Annotated in this window: 17 protein-coding genes; 11 read left to right on the top strand and 6 right to left on the bottom strand. The window is 38.0% G+C overall.

The window, feature by feature from the left end; genetic code table 11:
• Positions 1 to 15 precede the first annotated feature (15 nt).
• Together glmS and HXN26_RS06925 are read right to left on the bottom strand one after the other, a co-directional pair.
• Positions 16 to 1,863 (bottom strand): glutamine--fructose-6-phosphate transaminase (isomerizing), encoded by a 1,848-nt coding sequence (glmS, locus tag HXN26_RS06930; RefSeq protein ID WP_273159881.1) that lies wholly within the window; start codon positions 1,861 to 1,863, stop codon positions 16 to 18.
• Positions 1,864 to 1,923: 60 nt separating this feature from the next.
• On the bottom strand, positions 1,924 to 2,700 hold the full coding sequence (locus HXN26_RS06925) for a polysaccharide biosynthesis/export family protein (protein ID WP_024999972.1): 777 nt from the start codon (positions 2,698 to 2,700) through the stop codon (positions 1,924 to 1,926).
• Positions 2,701 to 3,093: 393 nt separating this feature from the next.
• On the opposite strand from HXN26_RS06925, the gene HXN26_RS06920 reads away from it, so the two are divergent.
• A complete protein-coding gene (locus HXN26_RS06920; RefSeq protein WP_024999973.1) occupies positions 3,094 to 4,143 on the top strand; it encodes an asparaginase in 1,050 nt (349 codons plus the stop codon).
• An 80-nt stretch (positions 4,144 to 4,223) separates the two neighbouring features.
• On the opposite strand, the gene dapA is transcribed toward HXN26_RS06920, so the two are convergent.
• Positions 4,224 to 5,111: a 4-hydroxy-tetrahydrodipicolinate synthase gene (gene dapA / locus HXN26_RS06915; protein ID WP_273159874.1), complete on the bottom strand. Its 888-nt coding sequence runs from the start codon at positions 5,109 to 5,111 to the stop codon at positions 4,224 to 4,226.
• Between the two features lie 227 nt (positions 5,112 to 5,338).
• On the opposite strand from dapA, the gene HXN26_RS06910 reads away from it, so the two are divergent.
• From HXN26_RS06910 to HXN26_RS06875, 8 genes are all read left to right on the top strand, one after another.
• Positions 5,339 to 7,306, top strand: coding sequence for an LTA synthase family protein (locus HXN26_RS06910; protein ID WP_273159871.1), 1,968 nt, complete (start codon positions 5,339 to 5,341; stop codon positions 7,304 to 7,306).
• 617 nt (positions 7,307 to 7,923) lie between these two features.
• Positions 7,924 to 9,222 (top strand): exodeoxyribonuclease VII large subunit, encoded by a 1,299-nt coding sequence (xseA, locus tag HXN26_RS06905; RefSeq protein WP_273159867.1) that lies wholly within the window; start codon positions 7,924 to 7,926, stop codon positions 9,220 to 9,222.
• An 18-nt stretch (positions 9,223 to 9,240) separates the two neighbouring features.
• On the top strand, positions 9,241 to 9,420 hold the full coding sequence (gene xseB / locus HXN26_RS06900; RefSeq protein WP_024999975.1) for an exodeoxyribonuclease VII small subunit: 180 nt from the start codon (positions 9,241 to 9,243) through the stop codon (positions 9,418 to 9,420).
• A 105-nt stretch (positions 9,421 to 9,525) separates the two neighbouring features.
• Complete coding sequence (locus tag HXN26_RS06895; RefSeq protein ID WP_273159863.1) at positions 9,526 to 10,539, top strand: branched-chain amino acid aminotransferase; 1,014 nt, start codon at positions 9,526 to 9,528, stop codon at positions 10,537 to 10,539.
• Between the two features lie 16 nt (positions 10,540 to 10,555).
• The gene (locus tag HXN26_RS06890) at positions 10,556 to 11,560 is read left to right on the top strand and encodes a hypothetical protein (protein WP_273159861.1); all 1,005 of its coding nucleotides are present in this window, start codon (positions 10,556 to 10,558) and stop codon (positions 11,558 to 11,560) included.
• Positions 11,561 to 11,688: 128 nt separating this feature from the next.
• A complete protein-coding gene (locus tag HXN26_RS06885) occupies positions 11,689 to 12,600 on the top strand; it encodes a DMT family transporter (RefSeq protein WP_273159858.1) in 912 nt (303 codons plus the stop codon).
• A gap of 99 nt (positions 12,601 to 12,699) precedes the next feature.
• Positions 12,700 to 14,016: a toxin-antitoxin system YwqK family antitoxin gene (locus tag HXN26_RS06880; protein ID WP_273159855.1), complete on the top strand. Its 1,317-nt coding sequence runs from the start codon at positions 12,700 to 12,702 to the stop codon at positions 14,014 to 14,016.
• A 164-nt stretch (positions 14,017 to 14,180) separates the two neighbouring features.
• Positions 14,181 to 14,801, top strand: coding sequence for a DUF4738 domain-containing protein (locus HXN26_RS06875; protein ID WP_024999979.1), 621 nt, complete (start codon positions 14,181 to 14,183; stop codon positions 14,799 to 14,801).
• 631 nt (positions 14,802 to 15,432) lie between these two features.
• Here the strand turns inward: HXN26_RS06875 and HXN26_RS06870 are convergent.
• The 3 genes from HXN26_RS06870 to HXN26_RS06860 are packed head-to-tail and all read right to left on the bottom strand — an operon-like array spanning position 15,433 to position 18,138.
• Entirely contained in the window at positions 15,433 to 16,788 is a 1,356-nt protein-coding gene (locus HXN26_RS06870; protein WP_273159851.1) for an MATE family efflux transporter, read from the bottom strand.
• Positions 16,789 to 16,825: 37 nt separating this feature from the next.
• Positions 16,826 to 17,458 (bottom strand): DUF4230 domain-containing protein, encoded by a 633-nt coding sequence (locus tag HXN26_RS06865; RefSeq protein WP_273159849.1) that lies wholly within the window; start codon positions 17,456 to 17,458, stop codon positions 16,826 to 16,828.
• Positions 17,455 to 18,138 carry a DUF4230 domain-containing protein gene (locus HXN26_RS06860; protein ID WP_024999982.1) on the bottom strand — a complete coding sequence of 228 codons (684 nt, stop codon included), beginning with the start codon at positions 18,136 to 18,138 and terminating at the stop codon, positions 17,455 to 17,457. The genes HXN26_RS06865 and HXN26_RS06860 overlap by 4 nt, the downstream gene beginning before the upstream one ends.
• A gap of 186 nt (positions 18,139 to 18,324) precedes the next feature.
• Between HXN26_RS06860 and HXN26_RS06855 the strand changes: the two genes are divergently transcribed.
• Together HXN26_RS06855 and HXN26_RS06850 are read left to right on the top strand one after the other, a co-directional pair.
• Complete coding sequence (locus HXN26_RS06855; RefSeq protein WP_273159847.1) at positions 18,325 to 18,978, top strand: hypothetical protein; 654 nt, start codon at positions 18,325 to 18,327, stop codon at positions 18,976 to 18,978.
• Positions 18,975 to 19,256, top strand: coding sequence for a transcriptional regulator (locus HXN26_RS06850; RefSeq protein WP_273159844.1), 282 nt, complete (start codon positions 18,975 to 18,977; stop codon positions 19,254 to 19,256). The genes HXN26_RS06855 and HXN26_RS06850 overlap by 4 nt, the downstream gene beginning before the upstream one ends.
• Positions 19,257 to 19,361: the final 105 nt, after the last annotated feature.

Raw genomic sequence — 19,361 nt, 5'->3', positions numbered from 1 at the left:
GGTTATTTTTCTGTTTTATTCTACTGTAACCGACTTTGCCAAGTTACGTGGTTGGTCTACATCTTTGCCTTTGCAGACAGCTACGTGATAGGCTAAAAGCTGCAGCGGTATAGTTGCTACTAGTGGTTCTAAACAATCCATTGTATCTGGAAGTTCAATAACAGCATCAGCAATCTGTGATATTGTCTTGTCGCCTTTAGAAACCAATGCTATTACTCGACCATTTCGTGCTTTTATTTCCTGTATATTGCTACGCACCTTTTCATACATTGAGTTATGGGTAGCTATAACAACTACAGGCATATCAGAGTCTATTAATGCAATTGGTCCATGTTTCATTTCAGCAGCAGGGTATCCTTCAGCGTGTATATATGAAATTTCTTTCAATTTTAAAGCACCTTCCAATGCTACTGGATAGCTGAATCCGCGACCTAAATAAAGGAAGTTATGTGCATAAGTAAATGTCCTTGCTAAATCTGCAATAGCCTCGTTAGTCTTTAAAACCTCTTTAATTTTTTCAGGAATAGCGGATAGCTCTTCTACAACTTTGATGTACTCATCATGTTTTATTGTTCCTTTTGCTTCTGCTAAAGTAAGTGCAAGCATAGTTAAAACAGTTACTTGGCCAGTAAAAGCTTTTGTAGAGGCAACACCAATTTCTGGACCTACGTGAATATAAGTTCCAGTATGGGTGGCACGTGGGATACTAGAGCCAATAGCGTTACATATACCATAGATAAATGCTCCATGTTCTTTTGCTAATTCAATGGCAGCAAGCGTGTCGGCAGTTTCACCACTTTGTGATAATGCAATTACTACATCGTCAGCAGAAACCACAGGATTGCGATAGCGGAACTCACTTGCATACTCAACATCAACAGGGATTCTGCAGAATGTTTCGAGTAGTTGCTTGCCAATAAGACCAGCATGCCAACTTGTTCCACAGGCAACAATTATAATTCGTTTTGCACTAAGTAAGCGCTGTCTATGGTCAATGATGGCACTTAAAGTTACATTGTTGTTATCTATGTTGATGCGTCCTCGCATACAGTTAATAAGACAATCGGGCTGCTCAAATATTTCTTTGAGCATAAAGTGTGGATAACCACTTTTCTCTATTTGACCAAGGTTTATGTCTACTTTCTTTATTACGGGTGCTAAAGATTCATTCTGAATATTTACAACCTTTAATTCTTCGCCCAATTTCATGACAGCAATGTTCTCGTCTTCCAGGTAAACAACCTTATCAGTAAACTCAATAATTGGGCTTGCATCTGAACCTAAAAAGAACTCATCATTTCCAATACCCACTACAAGTGGACTTTGTTTGCGTGCTGCAATGATAGTATCAGGATGACGTTTGTCTAAAATTGCTATAGCATATGCGCCAATAACTTGATTCAGAGCTATCTGAACAGCTGTAAGTAAATCTAATTCTTTCTTTGTTTGAACGTATTCAACTAATTGTACTAATACTTCTGTATCGGTGTCAGAAGCAAAGTGTATACCTTTATCAATAAGTTTCTTCTTTATTTCTGCGTAGTTTTCAATGATGCCATTATGAATAATGGCTAAATTCTTTGACTCAGAATAGTGCGGATGTGCATTTGTTGAAGAAGGCTCACCATGTGTTGCCCACCGTGTGTGTGCAATACCGATACCACCTTCAATATTCTTTTCTGCGCAGAAAGCTTCTAATTCACTTACTTTACCTTTTGCCTTATATACATTTAAATCTCCATTACTATTGATAAGTGCAACGCCTGAACTATCGTATCCTCTATATTCAAGTCTTTTAAGTCCTTTTATTAAGACGGGATAAGCTTGTCTTTTTGTTCCTAAATACCCAACAATTCCACACATTTTTTTTATCTTTTTCTTTTAAACCTAATTTAATTTCTCTAGCTTACTTCTTATATTTTTCTATCTTAAAATAGTAATTAATAAAGAAACAAGCGACGTTGTGATACCAATTACTGAATAGAATATACTTGTGTTACTTCCAAAGAATGTATTTCTTGCCTTCATCTTTTGCGGTTCAACGTAAATGATGTCATTCTGTTGTAAATAATAATAAGGTGAGTTTATAAGGTTCGCATCGTTCATATTTAAGCGTATCTTATGCTTCTCTCCAGTCTTATCTTCTCTAACAAGAAGTATATTATCGCGCTTTCCAAAAATGGTCATATCTCCAGCTTCAGCTAATGCTTCAACTAAACTAATCTTTTCTGTCGCTACTGGAATAACACCAGGACGATTTACTTCTCCAATAACAGTGATACGATAGCTACTCATGCGAACTGAAACGAGTGGATTTTCTGTACGTGCCAAATATGGCTGAATTTTACTTTTAATAAGGTCTTCGCACTCAGTCTTAGTTAATCCTGCGACATGGATTTTGCCTATGATGGGAAAATTTATCATGCCATCATTATCAACCAAATAATTAGTAACTTGACTTTTACTATTTGTTTGTCCTGTAGAACGTAGGTTGAATGGCTCTGAAGTAAGAGGATCGGTGGTTTGCACCAAAATGGTTAATTCATCTTTTGGCATAATCTTAGCATCATATAAGCCTTTAGATGCTGCTAAGCTAATAGAGTCAATGTTCTGCCAGTAAGCTACTTGTTTGCTTGAACCACAGCCTACCATCGCTAAAATCATGGTAATAACCATGATAGGGAAAAGTAATTTCTTCATAAAATATAAGTGCAATAACGTTATTTCATTCTCGCTAAGGTGAGTTTCTTCTATTATCTATAAATCCTCCACCATAATTACGTTGCAAAAATACTATTATTTTTTGAGAATGGCAAAAGTTTAATTGACTTTTGATATAGAGAAAAAAAATAACTTTATAATATAGTAAAATAATTCAATTGTCATTATGTTGTTGTAAAGTAAAAGGTTTGCGTCAATTTTATAGTTATCTTTTTGTTTGATGTGTCTTAAGGTTTAGCACAGCCTTGTTTCTGTCAACTTATGGAAAGATAAAACATGTAACAATTTAATATTAAGCGATAAAAAAGAAGGATGTAAATAAACAATTACTGAAAATAAATTACTATCTTTGCCCCAAAGTATAATACGAGCATGAAAAGAACAGAGAAAGTTTTACTGATTTATACCGGTGGAACCATTGGAATGGGTTGTAATCCTACGACGGGGGCCTTAGAGCCTTTAGATTTCGATCACCTTGCTGATAAGGTTCCAGAGTTTAAGCTGATTCCAACAGCCATTGATACCTATCAATTTATTCCTGCTATTGACTCTTCAAACATGTCTCCAGATAATTGGGCAGATATTGTTAGAATCATAGTGGATAGGTATGACGATTATGATGGGTTTGTTATCTTGCATGGTACAGACACCATGTCTTATACAGCATCGGCATTGTCGTTTATGCTTGAGAATCTTACGAAGCCTGTTATCCTAACAGGCTCACAGCTTCCAATAGGTCAATTGCGCACAGATGGCAAGGAAAATCTTATGACAAGTCTCGAGTTAGCAGCAGCTCACCACCAAGATGGTACCCCTATGGTGCCTGAAGTATGTATTTACTTTAATGGACACTTGCTCCGTGGTAATCGTTCTACGAAGCAAAATGCTGACGAGTTGAATGCTTTTGATTCGTTCAACTTCCCTCATCTTTGCGAGGCAGGTGTTAGTTTTAACTTCCAAACGCACCATATCTTAACTCCTGACTACAGCAAACCAATGGTGCCTCACTTTGAAGTGAACAGCAATGTATTTGTGCTTTCGTTGTTTCCTGGTGCTGAAGAGAACATAGTGCGTCACATATTCGATGCTCCTGAACTCCGTGGCATTATCATGCGTACATACGGAAGCGGCAATGCACCTCACTCTCCTTGGCTGATGAACTTGCTAAAAGAGGCTTCTCAGCGTGGAGTAGTTACTGTTAATGTAAGTCAATGTATTAGTGGACAAGCCGATATGAATCGTTATGATACGGGATATCAGCTGAAAGAAGCTGGTGTTATTAGTGGTTACGATACGACAGTTGAGGCTGCGCTAACCAAACTAATGCTTCTTCAGGCGAAATATAGTGATCACGAGATTGTGCGCAAGTACATGAACCAATCTATTGCAGGTGAAATCACTATTCCTGCAGCGTTAATTTAATAAGAAAAACTTTAATAGAAGGTTTAAATATAGTGTTCATCAATTATGAACACCAAAAGAATAAAAAAAGATGAGACTTCTTAATGAAGTCTCATCTTTTTTAGTATATCGTTCATTTTCTGTTTTGTTTCGATACGTGTAGGTACCAATGGTAATCGCAAAACGTTTTCTATCATTCCCATATCGTTAAGCAAAGCCTTGCAGCCTGCTGGGTTTCCGTCTACAAACAACAGTTTATAAAGTTCCGTAAACTGGTGGTGAATTATGCGCGCAGCATCGTATTCGCCATTAAATTCCAATCGAATCATACGCGAAAACTCTTTTGGCAGTGCATTACCAATAACCGAAATAACACCAGCAGCACCACTTGCTATCATTGGGAACGTCAGTGCATCATCGCCACTAATTACTTCAAAGTGTTTTGGCTTGTTCTTAATGATTTCATCTACCTGCTCTAAACTGCCAGCAGCCTCCTTAACTGCCACGATATTAGGAAAGTCGGTAGCAATCCTCACGGTGGTCTCCGCTTTCATATTTACGCCCGTTCGTCCAGGCACATTATATAAAACCACTGGTAGCGGGCTAACTTCTGCAATGGCTTTGAAGTGTTGATACAATCCTTCTTGGCTGGGTTTATTGTAGTATGGACAGATGCTAAGTATTCCATCAATACCTTTCCAGTCAGATTGTTTTATTTCTTCCACAACGGCAGCAGTATAGTTGCCACCACAATATTTCAGTATCGGAACGCGTCCAGCTACAATCTTTATTATGGTTTTTGTGATTTCGTTTTTCTCTTCTGCCGATAAACAAGGACTTTCGCCCGTTGTTGCTAGTATGGTAAAGAAGTCAGCACCATTCTTTATTTGGTATTCTATTAGTCTTTCTAAGGCATCGTAATCTATTTCGCCATTCTGTTTGAATGGTGTTACCAATGCTATTCCTAATCCACGAAAGATATTATTCATAAATCTATAGCTTTAAAAGCTTTGTCGGTTTAATTCAATCAAAATCCAAAGGCTTCATTCCTATAAAATAGGCGAGCCCTTTTATCATTATGCAAAAATAAGAAATAAACATCAATCCACAAAGTTTTTGCATCTTATTGTTTTCTTTTTTTGTTTTATTCCTTTTGTACTTTTATGAAATAATAATACCTTTGCACAGCTTTCCTTACATTTAGGAAATATGAAAGATGAATTATCTTACTGCAAAAATAGTTGAAATACTGAAGCATACACTTATTATAGTGAGTGTATTCTTTATTGTCAGACTGCTCTTCGCTGTCTGTTTTGTTCCTTTTTCTACTTTCGGTGAGTATGCAAATTCGTTACCTTCAGCGTTTTTTAACGCATTACGCTTCGATCTTCAAGTAGCAGCATACGTTGCCATTCTGCCTTTTCTTGTTGTATTATTTTGCCTTTTAGTGCGCAATAAGAATGTAACAGATAGGTTATCTCGGTTTGTTAGTTTTTATTATTGGTTACTTGAAACTATATTGCTAATACTTGCACTATTTGATATAGGTTTTTATCACAATTTTCAGTCACATATTAATATAACAGCTTTCGACTTTTTTAATGAAAACCCCTTGAGTTTACTGCAAACGATTTGGGAAGAATATCACGTCATGCTATATCTGTCAGTGGTTGGAATTGTAGCTTTTGGCATTTATCTTCTTAATAAGAAAATTGCAAACAGCGCACAAAGCTATGATAGTGGAAAGGAAAAGGTGAGAGTAACGGGTAAGATGTTCGCCCTCATAATTGTATTTTTCCTTGTTGAAACAGCTTGTCTTCGTGGCTCTGTATGGCGTTTCCCTTTGCAAGTTGAAGATTCTTTTGTGTCGAGCAGTAAGCAAATTAACGACCTTGTACCCAACGCTGCCTACATGTTGAAGAAGGCAATAAAGGAAAAGAAAGACGCTTTTACCTTTCATTCTATTGAAAGTTTGCTTACCGAATATAAGTTCAGGTCGCTGCAAGAAGCCATAAACGTATATACAAACTCGGATACAATACGTTTAAAGAGCGATACTCTGTCTGCATTACGCACTGCCTTGTTCTGCGAGGTGCCCGATACAATGAAGCACAAACAGCCGAATGTGTTGATAATCTATGAGGAAAGCTGGAGTAATTACCTTATGAACTTAGATAATTCTCATTGTGATATGTTATTTGGAATGCGCCGTCACTTTAAAGAAGATTTGCTTTTTCGCAATTTCCAGTCTGTTGGTAACGGCACAATTGCCTCTATTGAGAACATCATAAGTAGTGTTCCGTTTCCTCGTTTCTTCTCATCCGCTTATCGTTTCAATTGCTTACCCTCGTCGATAGCATTACCTTTTAACGAAAGTGGCTATACCACAGAGTTTATTTCAGGTATGGACGTAGCATGGGAGAATTGTTATGAGGCTCTGAAACACCAACAGTTTACGAAGATTACTGGCAAGTTTACGCTGAAAGAGCAGCACCCCGAATACAAAAATAATAGTATCGGAGTGTTCGACCATCATCTTTTCCAAAGCATACAAGAACGTTTAGACCAACAAACAACTAAACCACAGATGATGCTTTGCATGACAACTACCAATCATCCGCCGTTCGAATTTCCTAAAGAAGCGCAACTTAAGGAGCTTCCAAGTGATATTTATAACAATGAATGCTTTGCCGAAAAGAACCACGAAGTACTGAAAAAGTACATTATGGGATATCGTTACGCCAATAAAACATTAGGCGATTTCCTAGACAAATTTAAGCAATCGAAAGCAGCAAACAATACGATTGTCATTATATCGGGCGACCATAACGTGCGTTCCATTCTTGATTATACAAAGATAAATAAGCGTTGGGAACGCTCAGTGCCATTATATGTTTACCTGCCACCTTACCTTCGGAAAGAAAACTATCGTAAAATGACTCAGCGTTGGGGAAGCCATGACGATATATTAGCTACACTTGCGCCCTTTGCTTTCCGTAATACGAAGTATATGTGTTTAGGCAAAAACTTGCTGAAAGAGGGTGTAGCCGATAATACATATTATAGTGCTAACGTGGAACAACTACTTGCTTGTCCTGATTATCAGGCGCAAGCTCAGCGCATTATAAATGCCCGTAACCTTTTACGTCTAGTGTATTTTCAGCAAATCTTTGCAAAATACTAAACCCATTATTTAGTTTTTGGCATTTGTAAGCTGTGTTTTCGTATTGTATTACTGAAAGAATGAACATTGTCAACCATCTTTCTGATACAGAAGAAAAACTTCTATTGATGTGAGATAGATAGCATATCTTAAACCTACTTTATTTCTATTGTTTTAGTATAGTATAGCTCTTATTTTGTAAAGAAAATAGTAGGAAAAAACAATGATTGTTATTTTGCTTTGCAAAAGCGGTTGTTTTGCGAGGCAAAACAGGCTCTTTTACCGCGCAATATAGGCACTTTTGTAATGCAAAACAATGGGTTTCGTAACACGTTGATAGTGAAATTGTTACGTAATACCATTGCTAATAATAAATCTTTACACTTTCATAATCTCATCTTCATACGAATCATAAGATCGTTTTTATTAGTTTCGTGTTATCCGAATGCCATTTTAAGATGTGTACTCAGATAGCCGTGATAAGTCAGAAGTGTTACTATTGTAAAATGGGAATGGTTTTACGATGTTTTATTATCAAAGTGTAAAGACGATGTTGTAAAAAGAAAAATTTCTAATACCAATGTAGTTTTATTCCAATTTTATTCTTATCTTTGCGATTGAAAGGACAGTACAGATATATGGAGAACGCTCTAACGCTACATGAACTCAACTCTTTGGTCGCCGAGCTTATCGACGCTGCCATGCCGAAATCGTATTGGGTGGAAGCTGAAATTTCGGAAGCGAGAGAGAGTAGGGGACATCTTTACTTAGAGCTAATACAGAAAGACGAACGCTCAAACACACCTATTGCACGCGCATCTGCAAAGTGTTGGCGCACATCGTGGTCGCTTATAGAACCTTATTTTGAACGTGTTGCAGGTGTAAAACTTCGTGCTGGTCTTCAAATCATGGTACAAGTACATGCTCAGTTTCATGTCCAGTACGGCTTTTCGTGGATCGTTGACGACATCAATCCCGAATATACAATGGGCGACATGGCACGCAAGCGCCACGAAATCATCTCTCGGTTGAAGGCAGAGGGCGTGTTCGACCTGCAAAAAGAGCTTCGCCTGTCTTTATTTGCGCAACGAATAGCCGTTATTTCTTCGGCTTCGGCAGCTGGATATGGCGATTTCTGCAACCAATTAGCAGGCAACGAGTATGGAATAACCTTTCAAACAGAGCTCTTTGGAGCAATTATGCAAGGCGAACAAGTTGAGCAAAGTATTGTTGAAGCGCTGAACAAGATAAACGAAAGAGAAGACGAATTCGACTGTGTAGTCATCATTCGTGGTGGCGGAGCAACTGCCGACCTTAGTGGTTTCGACACATTGATACTGGCAGAGAACGTGGCTAATTTCCCTTTACCCATTATAACAGGTATTGGGCACGACCGCGATGAGAGCATACTTGATATGGTTGCCCATACAAAAGTGAAGACACCGACGGCTGCCGCAACCTTCTTGATAGAATATTTGGCAAGTACTTTGCATCGAATAGAACAAGCCCAAGTGGCTATTCATCGTGCAGTAGGACATAAAATACAGCACGAAAAAATGCATTTACAGCAGCTTTCAGCCCATATTCCTATACTGTTTTCAATGGTAAAGAATAGGGAAGAAGCACGTTTAGACGACTATTGGCATGCAATTTTGCAGCGTACAGGATTGCACTTGCAGCATCATCGAATGAAAATAGAGATGTTTTCAGGCAAGATAATCCCAGCAGTCGAACGCAAATTGACGGCAGAATATCATCGCTTACAACTGATAGGACAGCGTGTAGATGCCGTAAACCCAGAACGAATGTTGCGCTTAGGCTATAGCTTAACCTACAAGAATGGGCGTGTAGTGCGTAATGCTAACGAACTAAAAGCTGGTGATGAAATTACAACGCAACTCGAAACAGGTAGCGTAACGTCAATAGTAAAGAAATAGAAACTTACGAAATAAAGTATGAAATACGAAGAAGCACTTAGTAAACTTGAAGCTATCGTAGACAAAATGGAACGTGGCGACATGGATATAGACACTATGGCAAGCGAACTAAAGAAGGCGCAAGGACTGATAAAGGTGTGTAAAGATAAACTAACACACACCGACGAGGAAATAAAAAAGTTACTCGAAACAAAATAACAGAGACTTAAACGATAAATAAAAACTATAAAACAATTACTAACCGCCGACCTTCTGACTTTCCTTTTCGAAACGAAATAGAAGGCAGGCACAAAATTTAAGATTATGAAAAAAATAGATTGGGAGAACCTTTCATTCGGGTATCAGAAGACCGATTACAATGTTCGTTGCTACTATCGCGATGGAAAATGGGGAGAAATTGAAGTTTCTTCAGACGAAAACATCAATATACACATGGCAGCAACATGTCTTCATTACGGACAAGAGGCCTTTGAAGGATTGAAAGCATACCGCTGTCCTGATGGTAAAGTACGTGTCTTCCGTCCTGAAGAAAACGCTGCTCGCTTGCAACGTACTTGCCGTGGTATCGTCATGGCTGAACCTCCAACCGAACTTTTCATAGAAATGGTGAAGAAAGTTGTAAGCTTAAACGAAGCTTATATACCTCCTTATGAAAGCGGAGCTACACTTTACCTTCGCCCATTGCTCATCGGTACAGGTGCACAAGTAGGTGTTCGCCCTGCTGAAGAATATCTATTTATGATATTTGCTACCCCTGTTGGCCCTTACTTCAAAGGTGGTTTCTCAACAAATCCTTATGTAATCATGCGTAATTTCGACCGTGCTGCACCATTAGGAACTGGTACTTACAAGGTAGGAGGTAACTATGCTGCATCGTTAAAGGCTAATCAGATTGCTCACGAAAAGGGTTATGCGTCTGAATTCTACCTCGATTGCAAAGAAAAGAAATATGTTGACGAGTGTGGAGCAGCTAATTTCTTCGGTATAAAGAATAACACTTATGTTACTCCTGAGTCTTCTTCGATCTTGCCTTCTATTACAAATAAGAGCTTAATGCAGATAGCTGAAGACCTCGGAATGAAGGTAGAGCGTCGCCCAATACCGGAAGAAGAACTTGCTACTTTCGAAGAAGCAGGTGCTTGTGGTACTGCTGCGGTTATCTCACCTATATCTCGTTTGGACGATGTAGAGGAAGGAAAGTCTTACAACTTTGGCGAAAAGCCAGGTCCATGGTCCTTGAAACTGTATGAAACATTGCGTGGAATACAGTACGGAACCATTGAAGATAAGCACAATTGGACTATGGTAATAATGTAAGATTAGCAGCTTTTAAATGAGAAAGCTATTATCTTTCATATTATTTTCACTTATTGCGTTGGTATCTACAGCGCAAGATAAACAAAATTATTGCCCACAATTCGTTGTTGGGCAATATGTTTCTTACGACTATGTTGCTAGTTTAAACTGGCAGCATAGTCCTTATTGGTTGTTTAACGATGTGGAATTTATGTTCTCGTTGAATATGTTTGATGGCGAGTTGCATAATAACTTCAGTTTGAAAGTATTGGAAACAGATGCTGATAGCACTACTTTTGAACTCGATATAACAAAGATTGTAGCACCAAATAACTTCACATTCGAGGCAGACAAGCAACTAATAGAGAAGATTCAGCAGATTTTTAATCACACAACGCCTATTGTAAAGGTGGAATGGAAGGCACAACAATGGCAAATAGTAAACCAAACAGATTTGTTGTTTGGCTTTTATGATTTCCTAAAGTCGCAGGTTCCCAATAAGAATGTCAGTAAAGAAGAGTTTATTGAAGAACTAAAGAACTTACCAACAGAAATAGTTAAGGCTGTTTTTTTAAGCTTTTGCCCAGGTTTTGATGCGTGGCTTAAAGCTTATTGGCAACCTTATGCTGTACCAACGTTCAGTTTTAAAATAACGAAAGAACCTATAACAGCGCAGGTTACAGCAGAAAATTACCTGCAAATAAATGGTACGGCTTATATTGACAGTGCTAAAATGCTCTGCATTGACGCTGATATAGAAACAGCAAGAGTGCATTACGATTATACAGGTCCAATTGTAATGAAAGTTGATTCGAACGATGTTCGTGAGGAAAACGTAACTGATGAAGATGATAAAGATATTCCGCAAAATTCTTCTTCTGAATATGTTGTCGTCGAAGATAAGCCTGCTTTGTATCTCATACAACGACATCGAAAACTTCGTTTTGCTGCTGATTCGTGGGTAACAAACTTAACTGACGATGTAAAGGTAGAGCCAAGCAACTCGAAAAGTACAGCACGGATAGTGTTGAAACGAAAGTAATAGTGTAAAATAGCTTCCTTTCCGATATGCAAGCAAATATTGTATATATTTCCTTTATACAACTATCGTTTTGTTTTTTCTTATGTATATGTTTTAAATATTAGTAAAACCTATGTACCTTTGCACCTATGAATAGCGAAGGAAATATTACTAATATCAAGTCAAATGGGCTTCTTGGTCATGTCGTAGCTTTAGTTATAGTTATGATTTGGGGCGGAACGTTTGTCAATACTCGCCTGTTGATAGATAAAGGGCTATCGCCTGAGGAGATATATGTACTGCGAACGTTGTTAGCTTACGTATGTATTTGGTTCATTTCTCCCAAGAAACTGTTCTGCGATTCGCTGAAAGACGAGCTAATAGTGTTTTTATTAGGTATCTTCGGTAGCTCTCTTTACTTCTTAACAGAGAATTATGCGTTGAAATTAGCTGTTGTAAACGATGTTAGCTTCATTGTTTGCACTACTCCTTTGGTTACGATTATCTTGGCATTGCTATTCTTGAAGAGTGTAAAAGCGAGCCTTCCGCTTGTTGTGGGCTCTGTTTTTGCTCTGATAGGTGTTGCTCTTGTCATCTTTAATGGCCATTTTGTTTTGCATCTAGACCCATTGGGAGACTTCCTTGCATTGGCTGCAGCAGCGAGTTGGGCTATCTATTCGTTGGTTATGAAGAACTTTTCATCGCATTATTCTCCGTTTTTTATCACGCGTAAAGTTTTCTTTTACGGGTTAATCACTATACTTCCTATCTTTATTATACACCCTTGGACATTCCCATTCGAACAGTTATTTACGCCATCTATAGGTCTTAACCTACTATATCTTGGTGTTGTTGCGTCGTTTGTGTGCTTCGCTGCGTGGGCATGGGTTATTACAAAGTTAGGTGCTTTGCGCGCTTCGAACTATATTTACTTTAACCCTGTAACTACAGTAATCACGAGTGCGATAGTCTTGAACGAGCATATGACACCCATTGCGTATGTTGGTAGTGCCTTCATACTTATTGGAGTGTTTGTTGCAAATAAGGCAAAAGGCATTTAATGCAAATGGTACAGAGAAGCAAAGATGGAGAAAAAAGAAGTAGAAATCTGCTATAGTTTTCAACTTCTTTTGTATATTTGCATTAAAATTAAGAGTTTTATGAAACGATTTTTCTTATTCCTCATAATCCTGTTGCTACCTTTTGTGGTGCTGGCACAAGGACGTGTGAAGCGCAATATACCTAAAGATGCAATTTTCTATAATGCAAATTGGAAGGGAGTAAGCTCAGCCAAGCAAGCCTCTTATTATCGTATTTTGTCTGTAGATAAGCGCGGTCAGAAGATACTTCACGACTATTATATCACTGGACAGCTATGTGCGGAAAAGCAATATATAAGTGTTAGTAAGACAGACGATAAACAAACTGTGCTTACTGGAACTGCCCGTACATTCTATAAGTCGGGTAAAACAGAATCGATAATGAAGTATAGCAATGGCAAAGCCAATGGTAGAGCGGTTTCGTTCTTTGCCAATGGCAATGTAGGAATGAAACTAAACTATGCTAATGGTTTGCTAAATGGAACATCGTACACATATTCAGAGCGCGGAAAACTGGAGTTTACGACAGTTTGGAAGAACGGAACGAAAGTGAGCGAACGTTCCGGAGGCACTGATAAATACATTAACAAAGCAACTGGTAAGGACGATTTTGTAGAGAGTTATCGCTATGGAGGAAAGATCGTAAAGGAACATACGCATGCTGTTACCAGTGATTCTACACCGAAAGCAGCGCACTCTAACGATCACAACCCCCATATAGCAACACATGAAATAGAGTCAGAGCCTGTTGTAACGTACTCTAATTCTATAGAAGCAGAACAAACATCAGATACTGATTTAGCGAATAATGTAAAGTACCCTCCTATGGAAGGAGTTCAGTATGGACCTGTGGAAAAACTTCAAAGTCTTCATAAAAGTACCGATTTCAAGTTTTCTTTCATGTACGAACTATTGGTAAATGGCGACCAACGTACCAATGAAATGCACTTTTTCGATAACATTGGAGCAGCACACGGCCTAATATTAGCACAAGTAATTAAAGGATATGGTGCACAAAAGGAGCTGACTTACAGCTATAACATGCATTATGATGAGGCTTTAGGTAACGATGTTGTTACTGGAACGCACCCTCGTCAGATGGGCTTTTGGGGGGTTGGTCTAAACAATCGCTTTACAACACAGCGCATTAACCTTTATACATGGTCGGAAGAAGAGATGATTCGCTTTGCAGAAGATGCTCTTTCGTATGGTTATAAAGTACTTGGGGAGGACGATTATCTTTCTTTGAATGGCAATTTTGTGCTTGGACACCCTGAACACAATAAGAAAGGAGACGACTTTGCAGTGGTTATTTCGTTCACACACATGGAGGATGCATATGCAGGTTTGTACCATATCACACTCGAAAGAAAGTAGTTTCAGTAACGTTTATCATCTTTTCATTGTATCACAAGCGTGATACTCCATTCATTGTAGATGGACTTTACTGCGCTATTAGTAAGGATTTATCTTGTTTACAATTTGGTTGATTTCAGAAAAAGCAGTACATTTGCAATGAATATACATTTTATTTTTATCAGATGAAGGCTATAAGAAATACATCATTGTTCCTATTATGCGGGTTGCTTACGGTTGTCGTAGTTTCTTGTAAGAAGGAAAAGAAGTCGGATAACATTATCACTAAGATAAAACCACAGGCTGTTCCGTCGCACAATCCGCAGCAACTTGCTGACTTTGAGTATAAAAAACAAGTGGAATGGTTGGGAGGAACATACACGATAAATATTCAACGCCATGCTGATAAAGACCTTCCCATGGTAATAGATAGCGATGGGAAGAAGTATTACGACAATAAAGTAGAAGTTCTTATTACCCGTTCTGACGGAACAGAGTTCTTTAAACGCACTTTTAAAAAGAGTGATTTTAAAGAGTTTACCAATAATAAGTATGGTAAAAATGGTGCATTTATTGGTTTCATGTTCGATAAAGTAGATGGCAATTTCCTTAAGTTTGGTGCAAGCGTAGGCTCGCCTGACCCTAATAGCGACGAGTTTATTCCGATTGATATAACTATAAACAATTTGGGAGCACTGAAGATTACGTCATCTGTTCAACTTGATATTGAAAGCGATACTGAGGGCAATGCACCTCAAGAAAAGCCAAAAACAGAATTGGAAATGGCTGAAGAGGAAGGTATGTAAGACATACGAAGCATTGCTTTTAGCTTTTTCAGTTCATCAAATCTGTATGATTCATGTATTTAAAGTCGATTGGTTGTATAACATCAGCAGATTAAGTAGATAGTAATATAGGTTATCTCTCTCTTTGTTTATGAATCGGAAAGAATGTATTCCTATCGCTACTGAAGTCTGATAAACCTTGTACTTACTTATACAAATAAGGCTGAACTCTAAGGGGTTCAGCCTTATTTGTTATTAAAAATAGTCGTTTGTATTTTCTTTCGTACGACTATGATTTGTCCTTCAAATGGTTCTTAATTGTAAAGAAAAGTGCAACGGGAAAACGTTAACTGCGCTTTGGTGTTGCAAAAGTGCCTATATTGCGACGCAATATAGGCACTTTTACCATGTAAAACAGGCACTTTTATAACGCAAAATAGGCTGTTTTTCAATGCACTGATTATCATATAATTAGATAATAATTGTGTGCTTGAAAAATATTTACATTGTTAGCGTCTTTTTATCCGATAGAATTGGCTTATTTCTCTTGGCTATTTAAAATTCTCCAAAGGCTTTGTTATTACATTGGTATAATAGGAAAGCCAAGTTGGGAATGTTAAAAGAATGAGCCTGTTAATCCATTTTCCGACAACTATTGCTCTAGTTTGGTTAGCTTATTTAACTGCTTGTTAAAGTAGTAATAGTAGAGCAAGCCTGCTGCAGTCAATCCGAATGGGAAGGCATACCATATACCATGTAGTCCAAAATCAAACCTTATACCAAGCAAATAACCAATTGGCAGACTGATTAAGAAGAATGATACAAATGAAGTTGGGACGAGAGGCTTCACATAAGATAGCCCTCTCATAGCGTTTCCATAAGCACACTGCAAACCATCGCCTATCTGATATATCATCAAAGGCCATATAAGCTGTGCTACCATACGGCAAACTTCTTCGCTATCGGTAAAGATTTCACCTATGCTATTACGATAAATGAAGACAGGAATGGCTACTATGAACGCAATTAACATAATGAGATGAAAACCAGCTGACGAAGAAAGACGCACCGCTTTGTAGTCGTGTTGCCCACTAAAGTAGCTTACGCGAATTGCAACTGCAGCCCCCATGCCGTAATAGACCATATAGAACAGTTGCGAAATAGACAGCATGACCTGGTGGGCAGCCAATGCTTTGGTTCCAATCCAGCCTACCATGATAGAACTTAGACTGAAAGCTGCCGTCTCCATACCCATCTGAAGACTTAAAGGAAAGCCTATTTGGAAGAGCAAAGTAAGGTCTGAACGATTGATAGACTGGTTGAAGAAGCCGTGATGGTATGACTTATATCGCTTTGAAGTAAAGAAAATGATGGCTATTGTAACCGCCATCAAGATGCGCGAAACCATTGTTGAAATACCAGCACCATACAATCCTAACTCAGGAAAGCCTAATTTACCATATATTAAGACGTAGTTGCCTGCTACATTGAGTAGGTTTCCACCCAGCATAATCCACATTGGAGTCTTCGTATCGGTGGTTCCGTCGCACAATTGCTTAAAGGTATTGAACCAAGAAACAAAAGGTAGCGATACAAGATTAACGATAAAGTAAGGCCGCATGATGGGTAACAGTTCCTCAGGTTGCCCTAAATTACCAAGATTGGCATAGAGTAACCACATGATTGCTACGAGTAAAACTACCAATAGTGTATTTACTAAGAGAGCATTCTTTAAAATTCCGCCTATCTTCTCGTTCTCTTCGCGTCCGAAAAGCGAGCCAACAATAGGTGTAACACCATAGGCAAAGCCCATTCCGAATACTAAAACCAACGTAAACATATTGTTTACGAAAGCCGCTGCACCAAGTTCGGTAGTGCTATGCTGGCCAATCATGAGTGTGTCGGCAAGTCCAAGAATAATTGTTCCTATTTGTCCAACAATGATAGGCAAGCCCAATTGAGTGAGTGATCTATAGTGAGTATAATATGGTTTTAGATTAAAATACATCTTTTTACCACCTGAATATCCTTAAATAATAAATTTTTTATTTTGTTGTAGCCTTCTTTTCAAATTCTACTCGCACGTTTTTATAGCCCATAGCATTAAGCATTTTCTCGAAATGTTTGCGCGCATTGTTTTCTGTTGTGGCTATGTTCTCTTTCGTGAAACAGCGTTTCAACATTTTCTGATAGGCTCTGTTATAAAGTTTTTCTCTATCTTCAGCAGACCAGTTTCCACTTTCAAAGAACGATTGCGTGCGTGCCTCGTCAATGAAGTTGCGGTCTAAAAGTTCTATATTGGGTAGCGTTGCCACAACAACAGAATCATTTTCTACACGTAGCCATCTGGGTTTCGCCTTATGTAGGTCTATTCCCAACCGAAGAGTTCCATAGTAAATGCGGACTAATTCATTATCAGAAAAGAAGCGTTCTCGCACTGTATCAACAATTTCTTCGTCGTTAATGGCAAGAAATTCCCATTGTCCAATGCTTTGGATAGACTGTATTTGTTGTGGTGTAATGTCTATATGTTGGTCTACATTCACAGAAATGGAATTGGAATTATTAAGCCATTTCACAAGCCAAATGCCACCACCGATGAGCAATGCAATTCCAAATACTTGCAACCAAAAGGCTCTGGTAGTATTACGAACGAACTTTTGTATGCTGTTACTCATTTCTTTCTATCAGTTTGAAGGGTTGAACTTTCGATAAATCGTGTAATATCTGACAGTGTAAACTCTTTGCGGAAGCTAATGGTTATATCGTTTTCGTTATATCCAAGCATCTTTAACATCGGAATAAGCTGCCTTGCTGCACTTTCTTGAGCATGCTCAATAATGCCCATCTGACCTATAGAACTAACAATTTGTTGCCTTCCCTGTTGCTCGTAACTTGTTAGTTCGGCATCAGAAAAGTTACTTCGAGTGAATGCAACATATTGTTTCATCTCTTTATGATTTACCTTTGTACTGGTTATTACTATACGTGGGTCGGGCAATATAATAGTTATTTTGCCATTACCGTCTTTCTTTACGTTCTTGTTGCTAAAGTCTGAAAAATCAATATAGGCCTTTACAACGGCATCAAGTGGTATGGCTACACGACGATCGCCAAGAGGAAGGTTCACTGAAAACTTCTTGTTGAGGAATGTTCCTTCTGCTTTTACCTTGTCGCTATGTGTGATTATCTTGTGAATATGATACTCAGAAGTGTACAATCGAGAACTTTTCTGCACTCGTTCTACCAACATTGGAATTGTGTCTATTGACTTGTTGGTTGATGATTTCCCCTCTTGCTTATTACAAGATATAAGTAAGAGCAATGCGAAGATAAAATATGCGAAACTACCTTTCATTACTATTAGTTTAGTATTGCAAAGGTACTACATTTTTCTTTTATAGGCAAATTAAACTGTTTGTTTGCTATGTAAATGCTGTATTTACGAAAGATGCGGTGTTAAATGGCGTTAAAAAGTACTATGTTGTATCGGTTTATGATTAAAATATCATTATCTTTGTTTCATTACATAAATTCTATTAGTATGGATAATATTACCAAAGAAACAATGAAAGTGATGAAAGAAAACAGCAACGAAACTACTGATGAAAAGCAAATGGGGGTAACTGAAAGTATTGCAACTATTAAAGAGGCAATTGAAAACTCCGATGGAATCAATTCGAAATTACCACGATTCATTGCTGTTTGGTCTGTTCTGACACTCGTTCTTTATGCTATGAGCTACTTTGTTGGCCCTTGGATATCTTACTTGTATGGCATTACTCCTTTAATTGCTTGGTGTACGTTCGGCTTTACATACATAATAAAGAAGAAGCGACTTGCTACTTATAGTGTCGTTGAATGTAGAATACTTTCTGCATGGACTTGGATGGTTTTCATTACAGCTGGTTTAACATTGTTTTCTAAGTTCGAAAGTAATTTCATACCATTTTGTTTCTCATTCTTAGGCATTGTATTGTCAGGTTTGTGCTTATGTTTACCTCAACGTTCCAATAATGTAAGCGTAGGAGGATACATCATTTTTACATACTATGCAATGAATACGCTTATGCAGAATATCTTTGAGTTTGATACAAGAGAAAAAATTCTTTTTCCTTTATTCCTACTAATTGTGATTCTTGATGCCTTGGTTACTAACACCGATGTTTCTATTAGAAAGAGAGAAAGAAAAGTATGAGGAAGCCATTAGACCCATTTTTTCAGAACAAGTTGAGCCTTTCTGTAATGTCAATCTTAATGACAAACAGGGAGGTGGCGTTTCTTTATCTGTGTGAACAAACTGGTGCAACCGATGAAGAAATGAACGAGCAGTTAGAACTTTTGGAACAAAAAGGTTATATTACTACTATGCGTGCGCTCTTTGGCAAGTGTCCACGGAAGTCCTGTACGTTAGAACCAAAGGGCGAACAAGTTTTTTTAGATTACTTAGAAGCATTGGAAGAACAACTTAAATAAGAAATATAAAGCCATAAAAAAGGCATCTTCATTTCTGAAGATGCCTTTTTTGTGGGTAGTGATGGATTCGAACCACCGAAGCTAGAAGCAGCAGATTTACAGTCT

The organism is Prevotella aurantiaca, assembly GCF_015262605.1.
In the GTDB taxonomy this organism is placed as follows: Bacteria; Bacteroidota; Bacteroidia; order Bacteroidales; family Bacteroidaceae; genus Prevotella; species Prevotella aurantiaca.
This window is presented reverse-complemented; position numbering and strand designations above follow the sequence as displayed.

Coding starts and splice junctions, on each gene's coding strand:
- glmS (WP_273159881.1), bottom strand. CDS start 1,863: ATGTGTGGAATTGTTGGGTATTTAGGAACAAAAAGACAAGCTTATCCC.
- HXN26_RS06925 (WP_024999972.1), bottom strand. CDS start 2,700: ATGAAGAAATTACTTTTCCCTATCATGGTTATTACCATGATTTTAGCG.
- HXN26_RS06920 (WP_024999973.1), top strand. CDS start 3,094: ATGAAAAGAACAGAGAAAGTTTTACTGATTTATACCGGTGGAACCATT.
- dapA (WP_273159874.1), bottom strand. CDS start 5,111: ATGAATAATATCTTTCGTGGATTAGGAATAGCATTGGTAACACCATTC.
- HXN26_RS06910 (WP_273159871.1), top strand. CDS start 5,339: ATGAATTATCTTACTGCAAAAATAGTTGAAATACTGAAGCATACACTT.
- xseA (WP_273159867.1), top strand. CDS start 7,924: ATGGAGAACGCTCTAACGCTACATGAACTCAACTCTTTGGTCGCCGAG.
- xseB (WP_024999975.1), top strand. CDS start 9,241: ATGAAATACGAAGAAGCACTTAGTAAACTTGAAGCTATCGTAGACAAA.
- HXN26_RS06895 (WP_273159863.1), top strand. CDS start 9,526: ATGAAAAAAATAGATTGGGAGAACCTTTCATTCGGGTATCAGAAGACC.
- HXN26_RS06890 (WP_273159861.1), top strand. CDS start 10,556: ATGAGAAAGCTATTATCTTTCATATTATTTTCACTTATTGCGTTGGTA.
- HXN26_RS06885 (WP_273159858.1), top strand. CDS start 11,689: ATGAATAGCGAAGGAAATATTACTAATATCAAGTCAAATGGGCTTCTT.
- HXN26_RS06880 (WP_273159855.1), top strand. CDS start 12,700: ATGAAACGATTTTTCTTATTCCTCATAATCCTGTTGCTACCTTTTGTG.
- HXN26_RS06875 (WP_024999979.1), top strand. CDS start 14,181: ATGAAGGCTATAAGAAATACATCATTGTTCCTATTATGCGGGTTGCTT.
- HXN26_RS06870 (WP_273159851.1), bottom strand. CDS start 16,788: ATGTATTTTAATCTAAAACCATATTATACTCACTATAGATCACTCACT.
- HXN26_RS06865 (WP_273159849.1), bottom strand. CDS start 17,458: ATGAGTAACAGCATACAAAAGTTCGTTCGTAATACTACCAGAGCCTTT.
- HXN26_RS06860 (WP_024999982.1), bottom strand. CDS start 18,138: ATGAAAGGTAGTTTCGCATATTTTATCTTCGCATTGCTCTTACTTATA.
- HXN26_RS06855 (WP_273159847.1), top strand. CDS start 18,325: ATGGATAATATTACCAAAGAAACAATGAAAGTGATGAAAGAAAACAGC.
- HXN26_RS06850 (WP_273159844.1), top strand. CDS start 18,975: ATGAGGAAGCCATTAGACCCATTTTTTCAGAACAAGTTGAGCCTTTCT.